The 22,991-nt window shown below is 62.6% G+C and carries 19 protein-coding genes and 1 pseudogene; 13 read left to right on the top strand and 7 right to left on the bottom strand.

What is annotated here, in order from left to right; translation table 11 throughout:
- Positions 1–99: 99 nt before the first annotated feature.
- The 5 genes from ACN9MW_RS16325 (at position 100) to fnr (ending at position 4,603) form a co-directional block, all read left to right on the top strand.
- Complete coding sequence (locus tag ACN9MW_RS16325; protein WP_426161496.1) at positions 100–1,590, top strand: sensor histidine kinase; 1,491 nt, start codon at positions 100–102, stop codon at positions 1,588–1,590.
- The gene (locus ACN9MW_RS16330) at positions 1,587–2,000 is read left to right on the top strand and encodes a response regulator (RefSeq protein ID WP_426161497.1); all 414 of its coding nucleotides are present in this window, start codon (positions 1,587–1,589) and stop codon (positions 1,998–2,000) included. Before ACN9MW_RS16325 ends, ACN9MW_RS16330 begins: the two co-directional genes overlap by 4 nt.
- A complete protein-coding gene (locus ACN9MW_RS16335) occupies positions 1,997–3,100 on the top strand; it encodes a response regulator (protein ID WP_426161498.1) in 1,104 nt (367 codons plus the stop codon). Before ACN9MW_RS16330 ends, ACN9MW_RS16335 begins: the two co-directional genes overlap by 4 nt.
- Positions 3,093–3,728 (top strand): response regulator, encoded by a 636-nt coding sequence (locus ACN9MW_RS16340; RefSeq protein ID WP_426161499.1) that lies wholly within the window; start codon positions 3,093–3,095, stop codon positions 3,726–3,728. Before ACN9MW_RS16335 ends, ACN9MW_RS16340 begins: the two co-directional genes overlap by 8 nt.
- Positions 3,729–3,829: 101 nt before the next feature.
- Positions 3,830–4,603, top strand: a complete 774-nt coding sequence (gene fnr, locus ACN9MW_RS16345; RefSeq protein ID WP_426161500.1) for a fumarate/nitrate reduction transcriptional regulator Fnr — start codon at positions 3,830–3,832, stop codon at positions 4,601–4,603.
- A gap of 60 nt (positions 4,604–4,663) precedes the next feature.
- On the opposite strand, the gene ACN9MW_RS16350 is transcribed toward fnr, so the two are convergent.
- Genes ACN9MW_RS16350 through ACN9MW_RS16360 form a run of 3 tightly spaced genes read right to left on the bottom strand, consistent with a single transcriptional unit; the run spans position 4,664 to position 5,870 of the window.
- Complete coding sequence (locus tag ACN9MW_RS16350) at positions 4,664–5,035, bottom strand: carboxymuconolactone decarboxylase family protein (RefSeq protein ID WP_426161501.1); 372 nt, start codon at positions 5,033–5,035, stop codon at positions 4,664–4,666.
- Entirely contained in the window at positions 4,989–5,438 is a 450-nt protein-coding gene (locus tag ACN9MW_RS16355) for a MerR family transcriptional regulator (protein WP_426161502.1), read from the bottom strand. The genes ACN9MW_RS16350 and ACN9MW_RS16355 overlap by 47 nt, the downstream gene beginning before the upstream one ends.
- Positions 5,439–5,483: 45 nt before the next feature.
- Entirely contained in the window at positions 5,484–5,870 is a 387-nt protein-coding gene (locus ACN9MW_RS16360; protein WP_426161503.1) for a bacteriohemerythrin, read from the bottom strand.
- A gap of 186 nt (positions 5,871–6,056) precedes the next feature.
- Here ACN9MW_RS16360 and ACN9MW_RS16365 point away from each other — a divergent pair, with 186 nt between their 5' ends.
- Positions 6,057–7,283, top strand: coding sequence for an RNA-guided endonuclease InsQ/TnpB family protein (locus ACN9MW_RS16365; RefSeq protein WP_426172219.1), 1,227 nt, complete (start codon positions 6,057–6,059; stop codon positions 7,281–7,283).
- Here the strand turns inward: ACN9MW_RS16365 and ACN9MW_RS16370 are convergent.
- Positions 7,257–8,255: a LysR family transcriptional regulator gene (locus tag ACN9MW_RS16370; RefSeq protein WP_426161504.1), complete on the bottom strand. Its 999-nt coding sequence runs from the start codon at positions 8,253–8,255 to the stop codon at positions 7,257–7,259. The genes ACN9MW_RS16365 and ACN9MW_RS16370 overlap by 27 nt on opposite strands.
- A 96-nt stretch (positions 8,256–8,351) precedes the next feature.
- Here ACN9MW_RS16370 and ACN9MW_RS16375 point away from each other — a divergent pair.
- Positions 8,352–9,211 (top strand): annotated as a pseudogene (locus ACN9MW_RS16375) (aldo/keto reductase family oxidoreductase).
- A gap of 8 nt (positions 9,212–9,219) precedes the next feature.
- Here ACN9MW_RS16375 and ACN9MW_RS16380 read toward each other — a convergent pair.
- Both ACN9MW_RS16380 and ACN9MW_RS16385 read right to left on the bottom strand, forming a co-directional pair.
- Positions 9,220–9,684, bottom strand: a complete 465-nt coding sequence (locus ACN9MW_RS16380; RefSeq protein ID WP_426161505.1) for a DUF1854 domain-containing protein — start codon at positions 9,682–9,684, stop codon at positions 9,220–9,222.
- Positions 9,677–11,956, bottom strand: coding sequence for an ABC transporter ATP-binding protein (locus ACN9MW_RS16385; protein ID WP_426161506.1), 2,280 nt, complete (start codon positions 11,954–11,956; stop codon positions 9,677–9,679). The genes ACN9MW_RS16380 and ACN9MW_RS16385 overlap by 8 nt, the downstream gene beginning before the upstream one ends.
- Before the next feature lie 105 nt (positions 11,957–12,061).
- Here ACN9MW_RS16385 and cphA (ACN9MW_RS16390) point away from each other — a divergent pair, with 105 nt between their 5' ends.
- Both cphA (ACN9MW_RS16390) and cphA (ACN9MW_RS16395) read left to right on the top strand, forming a co-directional pair.
- Positions 12,062–14,239 carry a cyanophycin synthetase gene (gene cphA / locus ACN9MW_RS16390; RefSeq protein ID WP_426161507.1) on the top strand — a complete coding sequence of 726 codons (2,178 nt, stop codon included), beginning with the start codon at positions 12,062–12,064 and terminating at the stop codon, positions 14,237–14,239.
- A gap of 12 nt (positions 14,240–14,251) precedes the next feature.
- On the top strand, positions 14,252–16,822 hold the full coding sequence (cphA, locus tag ACN9MW_RS16395; RefSeq protein WP_426161508.1) for a cyanophycin synthetase: 2,571 nt from the start codon (positions 14,252–14,254) through the stop codon (positions 16,820–16,822).
- A 172-nt stretch (positions 16,823–16,994) separates the two neighbouring features.
- Here the strand turns inward: cphA (ACN9MW_RS16395) and ACN9MW_RS16400 are convergent, their stop codons facing one another.
- Positions 16,995–18,086, bottom strand: coding sequence for a LacI family DNA-binding transcriptional regulator (locus ACN9MW_RS16400; RefSeq protein WP_426161509.1), 1,092 nt, complete (start codon positions 18,084–18,086; stop codon positions 16,995–16,997).
- A gap of 169 nt (positions 18,087–18,255) precedes the next feature.
- Here ACN9MW_RS16400 and ACN9MW_RS16405 point away from each other — a divergent pair, with 169 nt between their 5' ends.
- The 4 genes from ACN9MW_RS16405 to ACN9MW_RS16420 all read left to right on the top strand — a co-directional run bounded on the left by ACN9MW_RS16405 (position 18,256) and on the right by ACN9MW_RS16420 (position 22,990).
- Entirely contained in the window at positions 18,256–19,506 is a 1,251-nt protein-coding gene (locus tag ACN9MW_RS16405) for an Hsp70 family protein (protein ID WP_426172220.1), read from the top strand.
- A 19-nt stretch (positions 19,507–19,525) separates the two neighbouring features.
- The gene (locus ACN9MW_RS16410) at positions 19,526–19,882 is read left to right on the top strand and encodes a hypothetical protein (protein WP_426161510.1); all 357 of its coding nucleotides are present in this window, start codon (positions 19,526–19,528) and stop codon (positions 19,880–19,882) included.
- Positions 19,883–19,963: 81 nt separating this feature from the next.
- Positions 19,964–21,943 (top strand): TonB-dependent receptor, encoded by a 1,980-nt coding sequence (locus tag ACN9MW_RS16415; protein WP_426161511.1) that lies wholly within the window; start codon positions 19,964–19,966, stop codon positions 21,941–21,943.
- A gap of 75 nt (positions 21,944–22,018) precedes the next feature.
- Positions 22,019–22,990 (top strand): tetratricopeptide repeat protein, encoded by a 972-nt coding sequence (locus ACN9MW_RS16420; RefSeq protein WP_426161512.1) that lies wholly within the window; start codon positions 22,019–22,021, stop codon positions 22,988–22,990.
- Position 22,991 lies beyond the last annotated feature (1 nt).

A 22,991-nucleotide genomic window follows, 5' to 3' on the forward strand; every position in this document is an offset into this window, starting at 1 on the left:
TTTGACCGACTTATTCTTGAGGACCCGCATTTGGCCTCTTGCCCCAAGGGACGCTACAATCTTAGGATGACAGGATTTGACCACCGACAGGACCAGGCTTTGACACATTCAACGATTGCGGAACGCAGCCTGCAATGGCTGCTGGCGTCGGCGACGGACGCGATGCTGATCATCGACAACGAAGGCCAACTGATCTTGGTCAACCCGGCGCTGGAAAACCTGTTTGGCTATGAGCCGGGCGAACTGCAAGGCAAGTCGCTGGAATCGCTGATTCCGGAACGCTTCCGCCACGGCCACGTTGGCCTGCGCAGCAGCTATTTCGAACGCCCGCATCCGCGCGCCATGGGGGCCGGATTCGAACTGTTCGCCACCCGCAAGGACGGCACCGAGTTCCCGGTCGAGGTGAGCCTGTCGCCCCTGCAGGACAATGGCACCCAGCCGATGGTGATGGCGACCATCCACGATATCAGCGCCCGCAAGAAGGCCGAACACGCGCTGCAGGAAAGCGAAGCGCGCATGCGCGCGATCTTCGAAACGGCGGTCGATGCGATCATCACGATCGACGAGCACGGCATCATCGAACGGGTCAACCCGGCCGCAGAGCGCATGTTCGGCTATCCGGAATCGGAAGTCCTGGGCCGCAACGTCAAGATCCTGATGCCGGCGCCGCACCGCGAAGCGCACGACGGCTACCTGCAGCATTACATGACCACCGGCGAAAAGCGCATCATCGGCAAGGGCCGTGAGGTGCAGGGCCTGCGCCGCGACGGCAGTATTTTCCCGATGGACCTGGCCGTCACGGAAATGTGGCTGGGCGGGCGCCGCATGTTCACTGGACTGGTGCGCGACATCACCGAGCGCAAGCACGCCGAAGAAAAGGCGCAGCAACTGCTGCAGGAGCTCACCAGCGCCAACGAAGAACTGACCAACTTTGCCTACGTCGTATCGCACGACCTGAAAGCGCCGCTGCGCGGCATCGGCTCGCTGGCCGACTGGCTGGCGCATGATTACGCTGACAAGTTCAATGAAGAAGGCAAGGAGCACATGCGGCTCCTGATCAACCGGGTCCACCGCATGGGTGCCCTGATCGACGGCATCCTGCAGTATTCGCGCGTGGGCCGCATCAAGGAAGCCGTGGTGCCGGTGCAGCTCGACCAGCTGGTGGCCGAAGTGGTTGACCTGCTGGCAGTTCCGGCGCATATCAAGGTTACCGTGATGCCCGGCATGCCGACAGTTGCCGGCGAACCGACCCGCATCCAGCAGTTGTTCCACAACCTGGTGTCCAACGCGGTCAAGTACATGGACAAGCCGGAAGGCGAAATCGAAGTGGGCTGGGCCGACGAAGGCAGCCAGTGGCGCTTCCACGTTCGCGACAACGGCCCCGGCATCGCGGAGCGTCATTTTGAACGGATTTTCCAGCTGTTCCAGACGCTGGCGCCGCGCGACCGGGTTGAAAGCACGGGTGTCGGCCTGGCGCTGGTGAAAAAAATTGTGGAAATGTACCAGGGCAGGGTGTGGCTGGAGTCCGAGCTGGGCAAGGGCACGACCTTCTATTTCACCCTGCCAAAGAAAAGAAAGAATAACGCATGAATAATACGAGCAAGCCGATCCTGCTGGTGGAGGACGACCAGGTCGACGTGATGACCATCCTGCGCGCGCTGAAGGAAGTCCATGTCAGCAACCGTGTCGTGGCGACGGAAAACGGCGAGGCCGCGCTGGAATACCTGCGCGAGCCGGGCAACGAACAGCCATGCATCATCCTGCTGGACCTGAACATGCCGATCATGAACGGCATCGAGTTCCTGCAGAACGTCAAGCAGGACCCGCTGCTGCGCCGCATCCCGGTCATCGTCCTGACCACGTCGGAAGAACAGCAGGACAAGATGCGCAGCTTCGACCTGGGCGTCGCCGGCTACATGACCAAGCCGGTGGACTACCGCCAGTTCGTGGAGGTGGTCCGCTCCATCAACCTGTACTGGACCATCAGCGAGCTGCCATGAACAGGGTAAGGGTCCTTATCGTCGAAGACGATATCGTTGACCGTATCGCCTGCCGCCGCGCCTTTGCGCAGGCGCCGGGCTTCAACTGCGAATTGCTGGAAGCGGAAAGCGGCCAGGAAGGCCTGGATATCGCCTTGCGCGAAGAGCCCGACTGCATCCTGCTCGATTATCACTTGCCCGACCTGACCGGGCTTGAATTCCTAGCCCGCCTTGCGGCAGACCGCGGCGAGCCTCAGCCAAATATCCCGGTGATGATGCTGACCGGCGCCGACAGTGCCACCGTGGCGGCAGAAGCGATGCGCCGCGGCGCGCGCGACTACCTGGTGAAGGACAGCGACGGCCGCTACCTCGACTTCCTGGCTGGTGCCATCGACCGCCTGCTGCGCGAGCAGCGCCTGATCGACGAGAAACAACTGGCTGAACAGGTGCTGCGGCAGTCGCAGAAAGAGCTGCGTGAACTGGCCGCGTACCAGGAAAAACTGAAGGAACACGAACGCACCCGCATCGCCCAGGAAATCCATGATGAACTGGGCGGCCTGCTGACCGGCATCAAGGCCTATATCTCGGTCGCCATCGAGCGCGGCGGCGAGCAATCGGACCCACTGTTGAAGGATGCGGCCAAGCTGGCGCAAGATGCGATAGAGACCGTGCGCCGCGTGATTACCGACCTGCGTCCAAGCGTGTTGGACCAGCTGGGCATCTGGCCTGCGCTGGAATGGTATGCGGAACAGGTGGCGCAGCGCAGCGGCTTGCAATGCACCTGCAATATCACGCCGGAGGCGCAGGCGCTGGAGCTCGATGCGGAGCGCAGCACCATGTTGTTCCGCGTCGCGCAGGAAGCGCTGACCAACGTGGTGCGCCATGCCGAAGCGAGCGAGGCGCGCGTCATCGTGGACATTGACGGCGAAAACGTGGTGCTGCGGGTGGAAGACAATGGCAAGGGTATCGAGAGTGCCGGCTTGTCCGACCGCGAATCCTGGGGCTTGTTCGGCATGCACGAGCGCACGCGCCGCTTTGCCGGCGAACTGAATATCAGCGGCAAGGCCGGGCAGGGCACTACGCTGCAGCTGCGCCTGCCTTTGGAGGACAAGAATGGGTGACAGGATCACCGTTTTGCTGGTCGACGACCATGCGATTGCACGCAACGGCGTGCGCCTCATGCTGGGCACTGCGCCCGACATCAGCGTGGAGGGCGAGGCCGGCAACGCCGTGGAAGCGATGCAGCGCGTGGCCGAGCGCAGTTTCGACGTGGCACTGGTGGACATCAAGATGCCGGGCAAGAATGGCCTGGACCTGTTGAAGACCCTGCGCAGCGAATGCCCGCGCATGGCGGTGCTGGTGCTGAGCACCTATTCCGAGGAAATTTACGCGGTGCGCGCGCTGAAATCGGGCGCCTCCGGCTACCTGACCAAGGATGCGCCGACGGCGACCCTGATCGAGGCCGTGCGCAAGGCTGCCTCGGGCGGCAAGCACGTCAGCCCGGCGTTGCTTGAAAAACTGGCAACCCTGGTCGGCGGCGGCGCGAGCGGCGACCACGAAGAGCTTTCCAACCGCGAACTGGAAGTCTTCAAGCTGATTGCCCAGGGCGAGTCCCTGGTGCGCATAGGGGAAAAACTACACCTCAGTCCTAACACTGTGACAACCTATCGCAGCCGCATCCTCGAGAAAATGGGCATGTCCACGAATGCTGAGCTGACCCGCTATGCCCTCGAGCACGGGCTGATCTGAGCGGCTGTAGGGGAACCACTACAGCAACTACACAGGATGCTTGATACCGGGAAATGACGCCGGGCGCAATACTGCTTCCATCGAAAACAAGGAGCAGCAAAATGAGCCCGGTCATCCCAATCACCCCTGCAAACGCCACCAAATCCTGCGCACCAGTCGCAGCCAAATGCTCGCTGTGCAGCTTCAACCGCCTTTGCCTGCCACAGGGCCTGGCCGACGAAGATGTTGCTCGCCTTGACCAGATCATTTCCCGCCGCCGCCGCGTGAACCGCGACGAGCCGCTGTACAAGACCGGCGACAGCTTCCACAGCCTGTATGCCGTGCGCTTCGGCCACTTCAAGACCGTGCAGGTGAACCAGCGCGGCGAACAGACGATTGGCGGTTTCCACATGGCCGGCGACCTGCTGGGCATGGAAGCCATCGGCAATGGCCAGCATTCCTGCAACGCCGTGGCGCTGGAGGACAGTGAAGTCTGCGAGATCCCCTTCAACCGCCTGCAAGAGCTGGTGATGCAGATTCCTGGCCTGCTGCAGCAGTTCCACCGCACCATGAGCCGCGAAATCCAGCGCGAGCAGTCGGTGATGCTGTTCCTGAGTCATATGCGTGCCGAACAGCGGCTGGCCATGTTCCTGCTGAACCTCGCCGGCCGTTACGCCCAGCGCGGCTACTCTTCGACCAGCTTCCAGTTGCGCATGTCGCGTGAAGATATCGGCGGCTACCTGGGCCTGACCGTGGAAAGCGTCAGCCGCCAGCTGGCCCGCCTGCGCCAGGATGGCTCGATCGTCCTGAGCAACCGCGATCTGCGGATTACCGACCGCGCCAGGCTCGAGGCCATGTCGTCCGGCGGCATGGCGCAGGAACTCGCCGTCGCCTGACCGGCTTACCAGTTTTCTCACCTGTAGGGGGTGTATGGGGCAGCTCTTGCTGCCCCTTTTTTATTGCGCGAACACTTCTTTGGCGGCCATCAGGCCGTTGAGCGCGGCCGGAAAGCCGGCGTAGACGGCCATCTGCATGATGGTCTCCACGATCTCTTCGCGGCTGACGCCGACGTTGAGGGCGGCGTGGATGTGCACCTTGAGCTGGGGCGCAGCGTTGCCCATGGCGGTCAGCGCGGCCACCACAGCGATCTCGCGTGATTTCAGGTCAAGCCCCGGGCGCGAATAGATGTCGCCAAAGGGGAATTCGATCAGGTAGCGGGCGAAATCGGGCGCAATATCTTCCAGGCTTTGCACGACGCGGTCGCCGGCCTGGCCGTCGACTTCACGCAGTTTTGCGAGCCCGCGCTCGTAGCGGCTTTCGGTGTTCATTGGCATGTGCTCCATCGGTGGTTGGATTCGACGCCAGGGACTGCTCCAGTGAGCGGTAATACTCGATCTTGGCCTGCAATGATGCTGCAGATTGTTGCATCGCCTCGATTTCGGCGAGCACGTCCTGCATATGCTCTTCTAGCATCCGGCGCCGTTCAGGCACCGTCGAGTCCCCAGCGCCGCGAAGTTTTGCGAATGACTGCATTTTGCCGATTGGCATATGGGTCGTTCGCAGACGCAGCAGGAATTCGATCCAGGCAAGGTCCGAGGCCGCGTAACGCCGCTGGCCGCCCGCCGCACGATTGACCGGGGCAATCAGCCCGATGCGCTCGTAATAGCGGAGGGTGTAGGCCGTGAGGCCGGTACGTTTGGCGACTTCGTCAATGCTCAGGTGCGATTCCATGGGGTGATCGTAAAAGTTAGAGTGCACTCTAAGTCAAGCACTTTATTACTCTAACCGGGAAGCCGCAACTGCGAGCGCAAGGTCCATGGTGTTGATGTGGGCTTCGAGCCAGTCCGGCAGCGTGCGGATGATGTCGCGTGCCGTGGCTTCCTCGTCGTCCTTCAGCAGGCGCAGGGTGCGGGCGACCTTTTCCAGCAAGTAGCCATGGGCTGCGCGGTGGGCCTGGGCAGCCGGGTAGGCAATGCGCTCCATCAGGCTGTTTTCTTCGCGCAGGTGTTCCATGAATTCAGTTGCCAGGTCGCGGCAGGCTGCGTCAAAGGCGGGACGGGGCAGGCTTTCCATGGCGTCGAGCATGTCGAAGACGATGCGGTGCGACTGGTCGAGAACGGGAATGCCCAATGCGAGGTCCGGCCCGAAGACGATGGAATCCATGGGGTTCTCCAGTAGTGTCGAACCGCAATTGTGCCGCTGGAAAAAATTCGGGCACATGATCCATGTCAATTTTCACTTTTGACCTAAAGCGCGGCAAGCCTCGGCCTTCAGGCCGAGGTCAAGAGCGCGGACGCCGACGGCGTCCAACTGAACGCGCCTGTTCCAGGTGCTGTATATAATTACAGTATTATGCGCTTGCAAGCCTTCCAGTTTGAGCTGATTCCCAGTGAGCAGCAGCGTAGGTCGCTGCAGTGTTTTGCTGGCGCCTGCCGGTTCGTGTTTAACAAAGGGCTGGAAGTGCAGAAAAGGCGCTTCAAAGGCGGCGACAAATATCTGAGTTACCCCGCTCTGTGCAGGTTGCTGACAACGTGGCGCCACGATCCGGACACCCCTTGGCTGAAGGAAGCGCCAACCCATCCCCTGCAACAGGCGCTGAAGAACCTGGATCGCGCTTTTGCCAATTTTTTCGCCAAGCGGGCGGGTTTCCCGTGCTTTAAAAAGAAGGGCAGGCGAGAAAGTTTCCATTATCCCGATCCCCAGCAAATCAAACTCGAACAGGGCAACAATCGCCTGTTCCTGCCCAAGTTGGGTTGGCTGCGTTACCGCAACAGCCGCCCAGTGCTTGGTACCGTCCGCAACATTACCGTTAGCCTTCGTGCAGGGCACTGGTCGGTATCGATCCAGACGGAACGCATGGACGAGCCGGTCACGGCCATTGGCAGCCCGGTTGGTATCGACATGGGCATCGTGCGCTTTGCAACGCTATCGGACGGCGGGCATCTGGAACCGATCAATAGTTTCCGACGGCATGAAATCGCGCTGCGCAAGGCGCAGCAGTCAATGGCCCGCAAGGTCAAATACAGCCGGAACTGGAGCAAGGCGAAAGCACGTGTCCAGCGTGTCCATGCGCGCATTGTCAATGTGCGCCGTGATTACCTGCATAAAGCCACAACAACGATTTGCAATAATCACGCGGTCGTGGTGGTGGAAGAGCTGCGGGTACGCAATATGACGAAGTCTGCGGCGGGAACTTGCGCAGCCCCTGGCAAGCATGTGCGTGCCAAGGCCGGCCTGAACAAGGCCATACTCGACCAGGGGTGGTTCGAGTTCCGGCGACAGTTGGCATATAAACTGGCATGGAGAGGTGGCGAGCTGATAGCAGTGCCGCCACATCATACGAGCCAGACTTGCCTCGCTTGTGGCGTTGTGTCGCCGGAGAATCGGCGTACGCAAGCGGTGTTCAGTTGCATTGGGTGCGGCTACGAAAACCACGCCGACGTGGTCGGCGCAATCAATATATTGCGTCGCGGGGCGGCAATGATGTGTAGCGAAGGGCGGGACGACGCCCGGTTCGCCTGTGTTGTGAATGGCGCAGTGAGGCCGTCATCAGCAGGAACCCACCTTTGCGCTTAAAACGGCCTGCGTGCCGGCGATAGTGCAGAAGGAATCCCCTTCCTTTCCGCGTAAGCGGTGGCCGCAGGCCAAGGTAGGGGAGGAAGTCAAAAAGTCTATGAAAGCGCGCAAGGGCGGCGGAACCAGCCGGCGCCCTGGGTAGTAGAGGAAAGGGCCCGTAAAGGATTGCCACCAGGGTTCCAGCACCGCTTCCAGGGCGCCGTTGTCCAGGTGTGGGCGCAGCCAGTCTTCGAACAGGTAGATGATCCCGCTTCCTGCCTTGGCCGCGTCGACGATCAGTTCGACGGCACCGGATGGCTCCACCAGCAAGGGGCCGTTGACATCGACTTTCACGGTTTCCCCAGCGCGCCTGAATTCCCATGGTTGCACTGCGCGTCCGGCAAAACGCATGCGCAAGCAATCGTGCTGGAGCAGTTGTTGTGGATGGTCGGGCCGTCCGCGTTTGTCGAGGTAGGCCGGCGCGACAGCGGCGGCAAAGCGCTGGACCCGTGGGCCGATAGGTACTGCGATCATGTCCTGCTCAAGGCGCTCGTCATAGCGAATGCCTGCGTCGCAGCCCGCGGCAAGCACGTCGACGAGGCCCTCTTCTGCGGTAATTTCCAGTTGTATGTCGGGGTAGGCGGCCAGGAACGCCGGTACGATGGCCGGCAATACCAGTCGTGCTGCACTGATGGGGACGTTCAGCCTCAATCTGCTGGCTGGCCGGTCGCGCAAGCCGTTCACTTCGGCGAGGGCGGCATCGACTTCTGACAGGGCGGGCTGGAGGCGCGCCAGCAGGCGCTTGCCCGCTTCAGTGGAGGTGACGCTGCGTGTGGTGCGGTTCAGCAGCCGCACTCCCAACTGGGCTTCCAGGCGGCGCACCGCTTCGCTGAGACCGGATGGGCTGACGCCCATCGCACGCGCGCCATCGCGAAAGCCTTGGGCGCGTGCAACGGCAATGAAAGCATTCAGGTCGGCAAGATCGACGCGCATTGTGCAAAGTTTCGTACGGGCTGTTTTGATTATACCGGCTTATCGAACGGTCGATTCGCTTCTAGACTGGGAACCTCATTGAAAAGGAGCTCTACCATGTCCCAGCAACCATCCACTTACTGCCTCGGAGACCTGATCGTTAATCGCATGGGATACGGCGCCATGCGCCTTTCGGGGCCGCATGTTTTCGGACCGCCGGCCGATACAGCAGGCGCATTGAAGGTCTTGCGCACGGCGGTTGAATCCGGTGTCGATCACATCGACACCAGCGATTTCTACGGCCCGCACGTAACCAACCAATTGATCCGCGAAGCCTTGCGCCCTACCGCGATGGCCTGGTGATTGCCACGAAAATTGGCGCCCGGCGCGGCGCCGACGCTTCCTGGCTGCCGGCTTGTTCGCCTGCTGAACTGGAACAGGCCGTGCATGACAACTTGCGCAACCTGGGGCTCGACAAGCTGGATGTCGTCAATTTGCGCCTGATGATCGAACCGATGCAGCCGGCTGAGGGCTCGATCGAAGAGCCGCTTGCCGCGCTGGTGGAGCTGCAGCGCAAAGGCCTGGTACGCCACATCGGCTTGAGCAACGTGACCCATGCCCAGGTAGCCGAGGGGCGGCGGATGTGCGAGATCGTGTGCGTGCAAAACCAGTACAATCTGGCGCACCGCAATGACGACGCCTTGATTGATGAACTGGCACGCGATGGTATCGCCTACGTGCCGTTCTTCCCCTTGGGCGGCTTCTCGCCGCTGCAATCGTCTACCTTGTCGAGTGTCGCCGCCCGGTTGGGCGCGTCCCCGAACCAGGTGGCCCTGGCTTGGCTGCTGTACCGGTCGCCGAATGTGCTGCTGATTCCGGGAACCACCTCGATTGCCCACCTCAAGGAGAACCTTGCCGCACAGGCGCTCGATTTGCCCGGCGAGGTCCTGGCGGAACTGGATGGCATGGCGCGCTAGCGGCGCGCTTAGAGGAATCGATCGAGGATCTTCTTGCTGTGCTTATCCAGCGCGAACTGGTCGCGGATCAGGAAGTGGATGCCGTGGCTGTCCGACACCAGCAAGGAAACGCTGCCGATGCGGCGAATATCTTCTTCGCCGCGCAGCACGAAGGTGGTATCGCCGCGGTCGGTTTCGACGCTCCAGGTGGAAGGGCAGGCATAGCTGCCCACGTCCACGATACGCTGGATGACCGGCATGAATTCACGGCCGGCCAGTTCTTCGCGCACAATGTCCGCCAGTTGCGGCGACAGGTCGGAAATACGATCCAGCCAGGCCACTTCCTTGCCGTCGGTGTTTACCAGCGACAGGCCTTCATCCGGCGCCTGGATGGGAAACGCGCGTACCGGCGACACGCCTTCATGCAGCACGCCGTTGGCGTCGATGAGGTTCAGCTTACCGAAGCTGTCCCGGCTCAAAGTAAAATTAATCATCTTCACGGCTCTTTGCCTTGTCATCCATGTCTGTATCGACGTTACGTGCCTGCGCCTGGTAGAGGCGGTAGTAGGCGCCTTCCCTGGCCATCAGTTCTTCATGAGGGCCTTCTTCGACGACCTTGCCGCGGTCCATCACCACCAGGCGATTCGCACGCTGCAGCGTTGACAGGCGGTGCGCAATGGCAATCGTGGTGCGGCCGGCGACCAGGTTGTCCAGCGCCTTCTGGATTTCTTTTTCCGTTTCCGAGTCCACCGATGCAGTCGCTTCGTCGAGGATCAGGATGCGCGGATCGATCAGCAGCGCGCGCGCAATCGAAATACGCTGGCGTTCACCGCCCGACAGGCCCTGGCCGCGCTCGCCCACCATCGAATCGTAACCCTGCGGCAGGCGCAGGATGAAGTCGTGGGCGTGCGCTGCGCGGGCGGCCTTCATGATTTCTTCGCGGGTGGCTTCCGGCTTGCCGTAGGCGATGTTTTCCGCAATGGTGCCGAAGAACAGGAAAGGCTCCTGCAGCACCAGGCCGATATTGCGGCGGTAGTCCGACACCGCGTAGTTGCGGATATCCACGCCATCCAGCAGGATCGCGCCCTCCGCCACGTCGTAGAAGCGGCAGATCAGGTTGACCAGGGTCGACTTGCCGGAGCCGGAATGGCCCACCAGGCCAATCATTTCGCCGGCCTTGATCTCGAGGTTCACCCCGCGGTTGACGGCGCGGTTACCGTAGCGGAAGCCCACTTCGCGCAGCGTGATGTCGCCGCGGACCTTCTCGACCTTCACCGGCTGCACCGGATCGGGCACGCTCGACACGTGGTCCAGGATGTCGAAGATGCGCTTGGCGGCCGAAGCGGACTTCTGCGTCACCGACACGATGCGGCTCATGGAATCCAGCTTGCCATAGAAGCGGTTGGCGTACAGGACGAAGGAGCTCAGGACGCCGACGGTGATGTTGTGCTTGGAGATCATCCAGATGCCGAACACGTAGATCACCAGGATGCCCAGTTCGGTCAGGAAGGACACGGTCGGCGAGAACAGCGACCATACCTTGTTCAACTTGTCGTTGACGGCCAGGTTGTGCTTGTTGGCGGTGCGGAAGCGGGTTGCTTCGCGGGTTTCCTGCGCAAACGCTTTCACCACACGGATGCCGGGAATCGTGTCGGCCAGCACGTTGGTCACTTCGCCCCAGACGCGGTCGATCTTTTCAAAGCCGGTACGCAGCTTGTCGCGCACCAGGTGGATCATCCATGCGATGAAAGGCAGCGGCAGCAGGGTGGCAATGGCCAGCCAGGGATCGATGGTGAACAGGATCACGCCGGTCATGATGATCATCAGGACATCGGAGGCGAAATCGAGCAGGTGCAGGGACAGGAAGACGCAGATGCGGTCCGACTCGGAGCCGATGCGCGACATCAGGTCGCCAGTGCGCTTGCCGCCGAAATACTCCAGCGACATGCGCAGCAGGTGCTCATACGTCGTGGTGCGCAGGTCCGCGCCGATGCGTTCCGATACCAGCGCCAGCACATAGGTCTTGGCCCAGCCGAAGATCCACGCCAGCACGGCGGCGCCGGTCAACGCTGCCATGTACTGCACCACCAGCATGTGCTCCACCGGCTTGCCGTTCTGGTAAGGGATCAGCACATTGTCCGTCAGCGGCATGATGATGTACGGCGGGATCAGGTGCGCGCCGGTCGACAGCAGCATCATGGCAAAGCCAAGCGCCAGTTGCCATTGGTAGGGACGCGCAAAGCGCCACAGGCGGAACAGGGTCCAGGTGGACGGCGGCGTGTGGACGACTTTGGTGCAGACCGGGCATTCTTCCTGGTCGGCTTCCAGCGGCGCCTTGCAGGTAGGGCAGGAATTCTGTTCGACCTGCTGCAGCGGCTTGCCGTGCACGTGCGCTTCCAGCAGGCGCGGAAAGTTCTCGGACAGGCGGATGGCGAGCAGGTTCTGGCCCAGCGTAAAGCGCCACGCGGCCAGGCGCTGCTTGTCATCCACCAGTTCCAGGTGGCCGACACCGGCGTGATCGTGCAGTTTTAGCGACATGCCAGGACGATAAGTCCAATCTCGCCATACCGTTTCACCGGGTGCGCGTGCCATAATGCGGCGTTCCGTAAGGAGTACCAGGCCTTTGTTGAAGTGAAGCTTGGAGTCCAGGTCAACCTCCAGCGCGCCAAGTACGTTTTCTTCGGGTGCAAGCGCTGGCAACTCTGTGCGCCACCTGTCGGGAAGTTCTGTCAGGCTGAGCTCAGAGGAAAGTTGGTTTGTTATCATTGTGGATCAGACTCCGGCACTCTTTGCCAAGTGGCAAGAATTGCGAAACAGTGGGAAAATAGAAGGACGGGCGGAGTATACCGCAAGAGGTACAAGAGCTAAAACATGACAAAAAAGAAAGACATTGAGTTTCTCCGTGTAACACACCTGCGCGGACCGAACATCTGGACCTATCGCCCGGTGATCGAGGCTTGGCTGGATATCGGCGAGCTTGAAAACTACCCCTCGAACAAACTCCCCGGTTTTTATGAACGCTTGACGGCCTTCCTGCCTGGCCTGATCGAGCATCGCTGCGGCGTCGGCGAACGCGGCGGCTTCTGTGAGCGCCTGCGCGACGGCACCTACGCTGGCCATATCCTCGAACACGTGGTGCTGGAATTGCAAAACCTGGCCGGCATGCGCACCGGCTTTGGCAAGACCCGCCAGACCGCCGAAGGCAGCGGCTTTTACAAAATGGCATTCCGTACCCGCCAGGAGCAGGTTGGCCGCGCCGCACTGGCCGCCGGCAAGGACCTGCTGATGGCGGCCATCGAAGACAAGCCGTACGACCTGGCTGCCACTGTTGAAAAACTGACTTCGATGGTCGAATCGCTGTGCCTCGGCCCATCGACCGCCTCCATCGTGGACGCGGCGACCGACCGCAAGATCCCGCATATCCGCCTGACCGACGGCAACCTGGTGCAACTGGGTCACGGTGCGCGCCAGCGCCGCATCTGGACTGCGGAAACCGACAACACCTCCGCCATCGCCGAAGGCATTGCCTCAGACAAGGACATGACCAAGGACCTGCTGAAGTCCGTTGGCGTGCCGGTGCCGGAAGGCACCCTGGTCAAGAGCGCCGACGAGGCCTGGGAAGAAGCGCAGGACATCGGACTGCCGGTGGCCGTCAAGCCTTACGACGGCAACCATGGCCGCGGCGTGTCGCTGAACCTGATGACCGAAGCCGACGTGCGCGCTGCTTACGATATTGCCGTTGTGCGCGGCGGCAGCAAGAGCGTGATCGTCGAGAAATTCATCGTCGGTAATGAACACCGGCTCCTGGTGGTTGGCCGCCGCATGGTGGCAGCGTCCATGGGCGAATCGCTGTGGGTGACTGGCGACGGCAAGTCCTCTGTGCAGGAGCTGGTGGACAGCCAGATCAACACCGACCCGCGCCGCGGCACCACTGAAGAATTCCCGCTGAATATCGTTGAACCGAAGAAGTCGGAAGAAGTGCAGCTGGACCTGAAGCGCCAGGGACTGACGCCGGACTCGGTGGTGGAAGCCGGCCGCAAGGTCCTGATCCAGGTCAACGGCAACGTGGCCAACGACGTGACCGACCTGGTGCACCCGGCGGTTGCCGAAATGGCAGCACTGGCGGCCCGCACGATTGGCCTCGACATCGCCGGCATCGACCTGGTCGCCGCCGACATTTCCAAGCCGCTGGAAGAGCAGGGCGGCGCGATCATCGAAGTGAATGCGAGCCCCGGCTTGCTGGCCCACCTGAAGCCTGCCGCCGGCGGCGTGGCGCGTCCGGTTGGTCACGCGATTGCCGACCAGCTGTTCGCGGAAGACGACGATGGCCGCATCCCGATCGTGGGCGTGGCCGGCAGCCGCCAGAACGCGCTGATCGCACGCCTGATCGGCTGGCTGCTGCAAATGAGCGGCCGCTACGTCGGTACTGCAACCGAGCAGGGCGTGTTCCTGAATGGCCGCAATGTGGCGCGCGGTCCGCTGACCGAATGGGAATCAGGCGAGCGCCTGCTCCTGAACAAGAATGTGGAAGCGGCGGTATTCGCCAATTCCGGCCGCATGATCCTGAGCGAAGGCTTCTCTTACGACAAGTGCATGGTGGGCGTGGTGACCGACGCCGCCGGCCACGAGGAACTGGGCGAGTTCTACATCAACACTGCTGAACAGATGTACGGCGTGCTACGCACTCAGGTCGACGTCGTGCTCCCGGAAGGCGCTGCCGTGCTGAATGCCTCCGATGCGCAAGTGGTCGAAATGGCCGAACTGTGCGACGGCGACGTGATCTTCTACGGCACCGACGAACACGTGCCTGCGATCGACTCGCACCGCCAGGATGGCGGCCGCGCCGTGTTCCTGCGCGATGGCGGTTTCGTCATGGCTGCCGGCCGCGACGAACTGGCTGTCTTGCCGCCGTCCTGCCTGCCGGCCAGCGGTGAAGACCGCAAGGAAGCAGTGCTGGCTGCAATCGGCGCCGGTTGGGCCATGGGCCTGTCGCCGGACCTGATTGGTGCCGCGCTGCGCACCTTCGAGTGGAATACCAAGAAAAACTAAGGATTACCAGGAATGGAAGTTATTCGCCTCCGCGCACTGCGCGGCCCTAATCTGTGGAGCCACCATACGGCTGTTGAAGCCATCGTGTCCTGCACGCCGGAAGAACGCTCCGTCGACAAGATCCCTGGTTTCGAAGTGCGCCTGCGCACCCGCTTCCCGCGCCTGGCGCAGCTGCAGCCGGACGGACATGCCGACACCATCCCGATGGCGCACGTGCTGGAACTGGCGGCCCTGGGTCTGCAAGCCGAAGCTGGCTGCCCCGTCACCTTCAGCCGCACCACGCAGACCCTGGAAGATGGCATCTACCAGACCGTCGTGGAATACACCGAGGAAGCGGTAGGCCGCCTGGCGATGGAATGGGCTGAGAAGCTGTGCAAGGCCGCCATGGACGACGCTCCATTCGATCTGGCAGCTGCCTTGCACGAACTGCGCGAGCTGGACGAAGATGTGCGCCTGGGCCCATCCACCGGTTCGATCGTGTACGCCGCTGTGGCGCGCAAGATCCCGTTCCGCCGCATGACCGAAGGTTCGATGGTGAGCTTCGGTTGGGGCTCCAAACAGCGCCGCATCCAGGCTGCTGAAATGGACAGCACCAGCGCGATCGCCGAAACCATCGCGCAGGACAAGGAACTGACCAAGAAGCTGCTGGACGCCGCCGGCGTGCCGGTGCCCGTTGGCCGGACCGCGGTCGACGCAGAGGACGCATGGAAAGCCGCGCTGGAGATCGGCCTGCCTGTCGTGGTCAAGCCGAAAGACGGCAACCAGGGCAAGGGCGTAACGGTCAACATTACCACCCGTGAGCAGACCATCGCAGCGTACAACGCGGCCAAGGAATTCCGCGACGACATCATGGTCGAACGCTTCCTGGCCGGCCACGACTTCCGCCTGCTGGTGATCGGCAACAAGCTCGTTGCTGCCGCTCGCCGCGATCCTCCGCATGTTGTGGGCGACGGCGTGCACTCGGTGCGTGAGCTGGTGGACATCGTCAATTCCGACCCGCGCCGCGGCACCGGCCACGGTACCGCGCTGACCAAGATCCGTTTCGACGACATCGCCCTGGCGCGCCTGGCGCTGCAAGGACTGGCGGCCGATTCCGTGCCGCCGATCGGCCAGCGCGTCGTCCTGCGCAATAACGCCAACCTGTCGACCGGCGGCTCAGCCACCGACGTCACCGACGACGTGCATCCTGAAGTGGCGGCGCGTGCGGTGGAAGCGGCGCAGATGATCGGCCTGGATATCTGCGGCGTGGACGTGGTGTGCGATTCCGTGCTGCGTCCTATCGAAGAACAGAATGGCGGCGTGGTGGAAGTCAACGCCGCGCCTGGCCTGCGCATGCACCTGTCGCCGTCTTACGGCAAAGGCCGTCCGATTGGCGAAGCAATCATCAACACCATGTTCCCCGAGGGCGACGATGGCCGCATTCCGGTGATTGCGGTGACCGGCACAAACGGCAAGACCACCACCGTGCGCCTGACCGCGCACCTGATCGCGTCCTCCGGCCTGCGCGTGGGCATGACCAATACCGATGGCGTGTACGTCAACGGCCGCCAGATCGATTCAGGCGACTGTTCCGGCCCGCGTTCGGCGCGCAATGTGCTGCAGCATCCCGACGTGGATGCGGCCGTCTTCGAAACCGCCCGTGGCGGCATCCTGCGCGAAGGCCTGGCTTATGACCGCTGCAAGGTGGCCGTGGTGACCAATATCGGCGCCGGCGACCACCTGGGCCTGAACTACATCACCACCGTGGAAGACCTGGCGGTGCTGAAGCGCGTGATCGTGATGAATGTCGACGAGCATGGCTACGCCGTGCTGAATGCGACCGATCCGATCGTGGCTGCGATGGCGGCCAAGTGCAAGGGCAAGGTGATCTTCTTCGGCGCCGATCGTTACCACCCGGTTGTAGCGACGCACCTGGCGCAGGGCAAGCGCACCGTCTACATCGAAAATGGCCAGCTGGTGGCGGTGGAAGGCAAGAACGAGCAGCGCATTCCGCTGGCCGATGTGCCGATCACCTTCAATGGCACCATCGGCTTCCAGGTGGAGAACACCATGGCGGCGGTGGCAGCGGCCTGGGCTGCCGGCATTGACTGGGATTCGATCCGCCGCGGCTTGCTGACCTTTACCACCGATAGCCATAACGCGCCGGGCCGCTTCAATATCTTCAAGTATCGCGGCGCGACCGTGATCGCGGACTATGGCCACAATCCGGATGCGATGCTGGCACTGGTGCAGGCAGTCGATGCGATGCCGGCCAAGCGGCGCTCGGTGGTGATTTCCGGTGCGGGCGACCGCCGCGACCAGGATATTCGCGAGCAGACCGAGATTCTCGGCAAGGCGTTCGACGATGTGATCCTGTATCAGGATGCTTGCCAGCGCGGGCGCGCTGACGGTGAGGTGGTGGGCTTGCTGCGCCAGGGACTGGTGGGGGCAAGCCGTACCAGGAATATCGACCAGATTACCGGCGAGTTCATTGCGATCGATGCGGCGATGGACCGGCTGCAGGATGGGGATCTTTGCCTGATCCTGGTGGATCAGGTGGAGGAATCGCTGCGGCATATTGCTGACCGGATTGCTGCCGGCTAAAACCGGTAAACCAGGGTCTGACCCGCAGGGTCAGACCCTGTCAGATCGACTGCTGGCGGTGTTGGGCCTGGTCTTTTGATCTTCGACGAACGTCTAAGGCGCACAACCCGAACCAGCGGCCTTCGAACAGACTGGGTCTGACCCTGCGGGTCAGACCCGGGTTTACCGGTTTTCAGGCAGCCAGAACAGCCTTCGGCAGCACCAGCCGCGCCGTCTCGCCTTCCACGAACTGCGCAGCAAACACCCGCTTCTCCGCCTCATGCTCCCCATCAGCCTCGATCAGGTTGCAGATCAGATCCGCGGTCGCCACCGCCATCTTATGCAATGGCTGTTTCAGTGTGGTGAGCTCATAGCTCAACCAGGTTGAGCCCTCAACCGCATCACACCCAACCACCGACATCTGCGACGGCACGTCGATGTGCAAATGCTGGCGCGCCGCGTCCACGCAACCCATGGCCATCGCATCATTCCCGCAGATCACGGTATCGGGCACCGCGCCGATGCGCGCAATCAGCTCGTGCAGGCCCGCCACCCCGCTGGAATAGTCAAAGCAGCCATGGAACACCGGCGCGTCAGGCAGCCCCAATTCCGCGATCCGGTCCAGCGCGCCGCGCAAGCGTTCGCGCGCCACAGAGTTCTGGGCCGGCCCGCCAATCAGGGCAAACTGACGGTGCCCGGCCGCGGCCAGGCGGGTCACCAGCGCACGGCTGGCTTCATACTGGTCGCACAGCACCGTATTGACGTCCAGGTCGCGCAAATGGCGGTTGAACACCACCAGCGGCACCTTCCTGCGCTTGAATTCCGCGACATGCGCCTCGGTCAGGCGGGATGCGGCCACCACGCCGTCGACCTGGAATTGCCAGATCTCGGTCAGGATGCTCTCGATCTCGCCCTCGTGCTGCATGGTGAAGAGCAGGGCGCGCTTGCCGCGGCGGTTAAGCTGCTGGCTAAGCTCCGACAAGGCCGCCGGGTTGTACAGCATGCTGGTGTGCGACACCACGATCGCAACGATATTGGTGCGGCGCGTGATCAGGCTGCGCGCCGCCGCGTTCGGGATGTATTCCAGCCCTTCGGCCGCCTTCATCACCCGCGCATAGGTCGCTTTCGACACGCTGGCGCCAGGCTTGAAGCAGCGCGAAACCGCCGATTGCGATACGCCGGCCACGAGCGCGACATCATAAGACGTGACGCGGCGCCCTTCCCGGAGGATGATGGCCTTTTGCTCGGCAAGGCTGATCGCAGGTTGTGGCTGGGTTTGGCGCATGAAAGCGATTTTGCGGCAAGGTTGCTTGCGATTTTGAAAATAAACCTCAATCTTACCACATGGCAATAGTTTCCCTCGGTTTATACGAGCCAGCCTGGCTTTGGTGTGGCGCCCAAGCCGCGCCGCGCTCTGGTAAAATATCGCCCCTTTTGGTTTTCGGATGATTAAGATGGCACAGGCTTGCGGCATCGACTTTGGCACTTCCAACTCCACCGCAGGATGGGTGCGCCCCGGCCAGCCCATCATGCTGGAACTCGAAGATGGCAAGATGACCCTGCCGTCCGTGGTTTTCTTCAATGCTGAAGACGAGGAAACCAGCTATGGCCGCGCCGCGCTGGCCGAATACCTGGCCGGTTGCGAAGGGCGCCTGATGCGTTCCCTGAAAAGCCTGCTGGGCACCAGCCTGATTGATGGCCAGACCGAGGTTGGCGGCCGTGCGCTGCCATTCCGCCTGCTGCTGTCCCAGTTCATCGGGGAAGTGAAGCGCCGCGCCGAAAGCGCCGCCGGCCGCCATTTCGACCATGTGGTGATGGGCCGCCCGGTGCATTTCATCGATGACGACAAGGTCGCCGACCAGCTGGCGCAAGATACCCTGGCCGACATCGCGCGCAGCGTCGGTTTCCGCGAGGTCGCTTTTCAGTACGAGCCGATTGCGGCCGCTTTCGAATATGAAGCGCAGGTCGACCGCGAAGAGCTGGTCCTGATTGCCGACATCGGCGGCGGCACATCGGACTTCACCCTGGTGCGGCTTGGGCCTGACCGGGTGGCGCGTGCCGAGCGGGTGGACGACATCCTCGCCACCGGCGGTGTGCATATCGGCGGCACCGATTTCGACAAGTACCTCAGCCTGTCGAGCGTCATGCCGCTACTGGGCTATGGCAGCCAGTTCCTGAGCGGCGCCGAGGTGCCGTCCAGTTACTACTTCAACCTGGCGACCTGGCACACCATCAACCAGGCTTACACGCGCAAGATGCAGGCGCAGTTGACGGAAATGATCCGCGATGCGCGCGAGCCGGCGAAGCTGGAACGCTTGCAGCACCTGATCGTGGAGCGTGCCGGCCACTGGCTGGCATTGAAAGTGGAAGAGGCCAAGATCGGCCTGTCCACCGAGGACCAGGTGCAGCTCGGCCTGGAGCGCTTTGCGCCGCCGGTGCTGCTGGAGGTGACGCGCAGCGGTTTCGATAGCGCGGTGGAGCACTTGGTATCGAGCGTCGGCGCCACGGTGACCCGGCTGCTGGCCGATGCCGGCGTCCAGCCGGGACAGGTCGACACCATCTTCTTCACGGGCGGTTCCAGCGGCGTGCGGCTGCTGCGCGAGCGCATTGCCGCGTTGGTGCCGGGCGCCCGCCGCGTCGAGGGCGACCTGTTCGGCAGCATCGGCGCCGGCCTGGCACGTGATGCATTGCGCAAGTTTGCATAATCTGCTTACAATAGCCGCCGTGAAGAAAGCCAATCGCCATTTCCTGCACGTTTTGCTCGCGGTGCTGCTGGTCCTGTCCCAGCAGCTCGGGATGGCGCACGCGGTATCGCACTGGTCGGACTTCCGCCATGGCAGCGAACAGCAGCAGGCAAGCGACGTCGACGTCGATGGCAATGGCCTGAGCGCCGGCCTCGCGCTGGATCACAACTGCAGCCAGTGCGCGGCCTTTGCCTCGCTGGCGACGGCGATCCACACGCCAAGCTTCACCTTCCCGTCTGTCGACTACAACGCGCCTCAAGCCGGCGCCGCCTTGCCGCAGATCCACAGGGCGCGCACCGCACGCGCCTACGATTCACGCGCGCCACCTCTGGCCTGACACAAACAACGTAATGCTTTTGTTGCCGCCGCGGCCTCGTGCTGTGCGCTGCCTATTGTTTGTCGTATCCAGAGGTTAAATATGAATTTCAAGTACTCCTTGCTGGCAGGCGCCGTCCTGTCGGCCGTATCCGCCATTGCCTGCGCCGATGACGGCGAAGTGACCAAGGTCGTCGTGACCGCCAACCCTTTCCATAAAGGCGAAACCGAGCAAATCCTGCTGCCGGCCAAAGTGCTTTCCGGCGACGAATTGCGCGACAAGATGGCCAACTCGCTGGGCGAAACACTGTCATCCGAGCTGGGCGTGTCGTCCTCGGCCTTCGGCGCCGGCGCTTCGCGCCCGATCATCCGCGGGCTGGAAGGCGCCCGTGTGAAGATGCTGGAGAACGGCATGGCGGTTTCCGATGTGTCGGGCTTGTCCAACGACCACGCCGTATCTGCGGAAGGTTCGGTGGCGCACCAGATCGAAATCCTGCGCGGCCCGGCTTCGCTGATGTACGGTTCGGGCGCGATTGGCGGCCTGGTCAACGTGGTGAACGAGCGCATTCCGCCCGCGCTGGAGCCGAAGCTGACCGGCCAGGCGGAAGCGCGCTACAGCACCGTTGATGACGGCAAGGCGAGCTCCGGCACCATCGACGGCGCTATCGGCAAGTTGGCGCTGCACCTGGATGCGAACACCCGCCAGACCGGCGACTACAAGATTCCGGGCAACCGTATCGAGGGCGATCCTGACTCGGCTTCCGGCCGCCTGCCGCATTCCGGCACCAGGGAAAAGGGTGCCGGCTTTGGCGGTTCCTACATCGATAGCTGGGGCTACGTCGGCGCCTCCGTCTCGGGCCTGGACAACAAGTACGGCATTCCGAGTGCGGAGGGTTCGACAATCGACCAGCACCAGACCCGTTACGATATCGACAGCCTGTTCAAGAACCCGCTGCCCGGCATCGAATCAGCCAAGTTCAAGGCCGGCTACACGGACTACCACCATGCTGAACTGGGCGACGATGGCCAGCCGGAAGTGCTGTTCAAGAACCGCACCGTCGAAACCCGTGCCGAGGCCGTGCACAAGGCGATCAGCGGCTGGCATGGCACTTTCGGCATGCAGACCGAATTGACGCACTTCTCGGCGCTGAGCGCGGAAGGCGGTCCGGATACCGTGCCGGTGACCCGCTCGAATTCCACCGCCGGCTTCCTGGTCGAGGAAAAGGAATGGGGACCGGTGCGCGTCAATGCCGGCCTGCGCCTGGAACGCATCAAGCGCGAACCGGTAAGCGGGCTGGATCGCTCGTTCTCGCTGCAAAGCGGCGCCCTGGGCGCCTTGTGGTCGTTCACGCCGGGTTATGCGACCGGCCTGACGCTGTCGCGCGCGCAGCGCGCTCCATCGACCGAGGAACTGTACTCCGGCGGCCCGCACGATGCGACCATCACCTTCGACCAGGGTGACCCGAACCTGCGCAAGGAGACTTCGCGCAATATCGAGTTCTCGCTGCAGAAGACCGCGGGCCTGATTCGCTGGAAAGCCAACCTGTTCCACAACAGCATCTCCGACTTCATTTACGGCCACGTTACCGGGCGCACGCTTGATGAAGAAGGAAATGACGGCGGCGAATTCCGCGAGCGCCTGTTCAGCCAGGGCGACGCCACCGTGCGCGGCGCCGAAGCAGAGATCGAATACAACCCGCTGGCCATGGGCCTGAATGGCCGCCTGTTTGCCGACACCTCGCATGGCGACCTGAAAGACAGCGGCAGCCTGCCGTTGCAGCCGGCATCGCGTGTGGGCGCCACCATCGGCTACCGCACGGCCAACTGGCGCGCTGGCGCCACGTGGATTCACGCCCAGGCGCAAGATCGCCTGGCAGCTTTCGAGTCCACGCCAACCGGTTCCTACAACCAGTTGAACGCAAACCTGTCGTACACGCAGAAGCTGAAGGACATGGACCTGACCTGGTTCGTGCTCGCGAAGAATCTGTTGAATGACGAAATCCGCGTATCGACCTCGCTGCTGAAGGATGTTTCGCCTTTGCCAGGCCGCAGCTTTGTCTTTGGTGTGCGCGCCAAGTTCTGAGTTTGCGCAAAATCAAACGTAGCACGGAGTCGCTTCTTATACTTTAGATAACAATCCAGGGTATGGGAGGCGACGATGGGCAAACGTGTGGCAGACCGGGAGCGCATCTTCCGGTGGTTTCTTGGCCCCGCCCAGCGGGGCAATCCCTACGCCCAGTTCAACCTGGCGCTTCTTTACAAAAACGGGCACGGCGTCGAGGCCGACGCGCGCCAGGCATTCAGCTGGATGCGCATGTCGGCGCTCCAGGGCCTGGCCTTCGCCCAGAACCAGCTTGGAGCCATGTACTACAAGGGCCTCGGCATCGGAAGCAGCGATGCCGAAGCCCTGTACTGGTTCCGGCGCGCTGCGCGCCAGGGCGACCCCGCCGCGCAGCAAAACCTGGGGCAGATGTACCGGCGCGGCCGCGGCGTGCCGGTGAATGAGGAGATGGCGGCGCGCTGGTTCAGCCGCGCAGCCGAGCAGGGCGTCTCCAGTGCGCAGGCCTTGCTGGGCGAGGCCTATCTGAACGGACGCGGCGTGGCGGCGGACTGCAAGCTGGCGCAAGCCTGGCTGCGCAAGGCGGCGGTGCGCGGCGAAGTTCACGCGCAATGCCTGCTGGGCAGCATGTTCGCCCACGGTACCGGCGTTGAGCGTGACACGATGCAGGCGTTGATGTGGTACACCCTGGCCGCGGAAGGCGGTTCGGCCCAGGCCCAGTTCAGCGTCGCCGTGCTGTATGCCTGCGGCGACGGCGTGCAGCGCGACCTGGTGCAGGCCGTGCACTGGTATCGCAGCGCAGCTGAAAAAGGCGATGCTGCGGCCCAGAATAATCTTGGCGTGCTGTATGCAACGGGGCAGGGTGTGACGCAGGACCAAACCGAAGCACTGCGCTGGTACAGGCGCGCGGCCGCCCAGGGCCACGCCCTGGCGCGGCACAATCTGGCGGGCTTGCGTGGCGGCGCGGTGAATGCGGCGCTGCCTGACGAGCAGGCCCACGGCAATATTGATTTCGATGAAACCTTGCGCTCACGCCCCCATGTGCCGGAGGCGCGCAACAGCCCGCGCTGAT

Source organism: Pseudoduganella sp. R-34, assembly GCF_049904655.1.
In the GTDB taxonomy this organism is placed as follows: domain Bacteria; phylum Pseudomonadota; class Gammaproteobacteria; order Burkholderiales; family Burkholderiaceae_D; genus Rugamonas.

Bases quoted from the DNA above. Each gene is read 5' to 3' on its own strand.
- ACN9MW_RS16330 (WP_426161497.1), top strand. From the start codon at position 1,587: ATGAATAATACGAGCAAGCCGATCCTGCTGGTGGAGGACGACCAGGTC.
- ACN9MW_RS16335 (WP_426161498.1), top strand. From the start codon at position 1,997: ATGAACAGGGTAAGGGTCCTTATCGTCGAAGACGATATCGTTGACCGT.
- ACN9MW_RS16340 (WP_426161499.1), top strand. From the start codon at position 3,093: ATGGGTGACAGGATCACCGTTTTGCTGGTCGACGACCATGCGATTGCA.
- fnr (WP_426161500.1), top strand. From the start codon at position 3,830: ATGAGCCCGGTCATCCCAATCACCCCTGCAAACGCCACCAAATCCTGC.
- ACN9MW_RS16350 (WP_426161501.1), bottom strand. From the start codon at position 5,035: ATGAACACCGAAAGCCGCTACGAGCGCGGGCTCGCAAAACTGCGTGAA.
- ACN9MW_RS16355 (WP_426161502.1), bottom strand. From the start codon at position 5,438: ATGGAATCGCACCTGAGCATTGACGAAGTCGCCAAACGTACCGGCCTC.
- ACN9MW_RS16360 (WP_426161503.1), bottom strand. From the start codon at position 5,870: ATGGATTCCATCGTCTTCGGGCCGGACCTCGCATTGGGCATTCCCGTT.
- ACN9MW_RS16370 (WP_426161504.1), bottom strand. From the start codon at position 8,255: ATGCGCGTCGATCTTGCCGACCTGAATGCTTTCATTGCCGTTGCACGC.
- ACN9MW_RS16380 (WP_426161505.1), bottom strand. From the start codon at position 9,684: ATGATTAATTTTACTTTGAGCCGGGACAGCTTCGGTAAGCTGAACCTC.
- ACN9MW_RS16385 (WP_426161506.1), bottom strand. From the start codon at position 11,956: ATGATAACAAACCAACTTTCCTCTGAGCTCAGCCTGACAGAACTTCCC.
- cphA (WP_426161507.1), top strand. From the start codon at position 12,062: ATGACAAAAAAGAAAGACATTGAGTTTCTCCGTGTAACACACCTGCGC.
- cphA (WP_426161508.1), top strand. From the start codon at position 14,252: ATGGAAGTTATTCGCCTCCGCGCACTGCGCGGCCCTAATCTGTGGAGC.
- ACN9MW_RS16400 (WP_426161509.1), bottom strand. From the start codon at position 18,086: ATGCGCCAAACCCAGCCACAACCTGCGATCAGCCTTGCCGAGCAAAAG.
- ACN9MW_RS16405 (WP_426172220.1), top strand. From the start codon at position 18,256: ATGGCACAGGCTTGCGGCATCGACTTTGGCACTTCCAACTCCACCGCA.
- ACN9MW_RS16415 (WP_426161511.1), top strand. From the start codon at position 19,964: ATGAATTTCAAGTACTCCTTGCTGGCAGGCGCCGTCCTGTCGGCCGTA.
- ACN9MW_RS16420 (WP_426161512.1), top strand. From the start codon at position 22,019: ATGGGCAAACGTGTGGCAGACCGGGAGCGCATCTTCCGGTGGTTTCTT.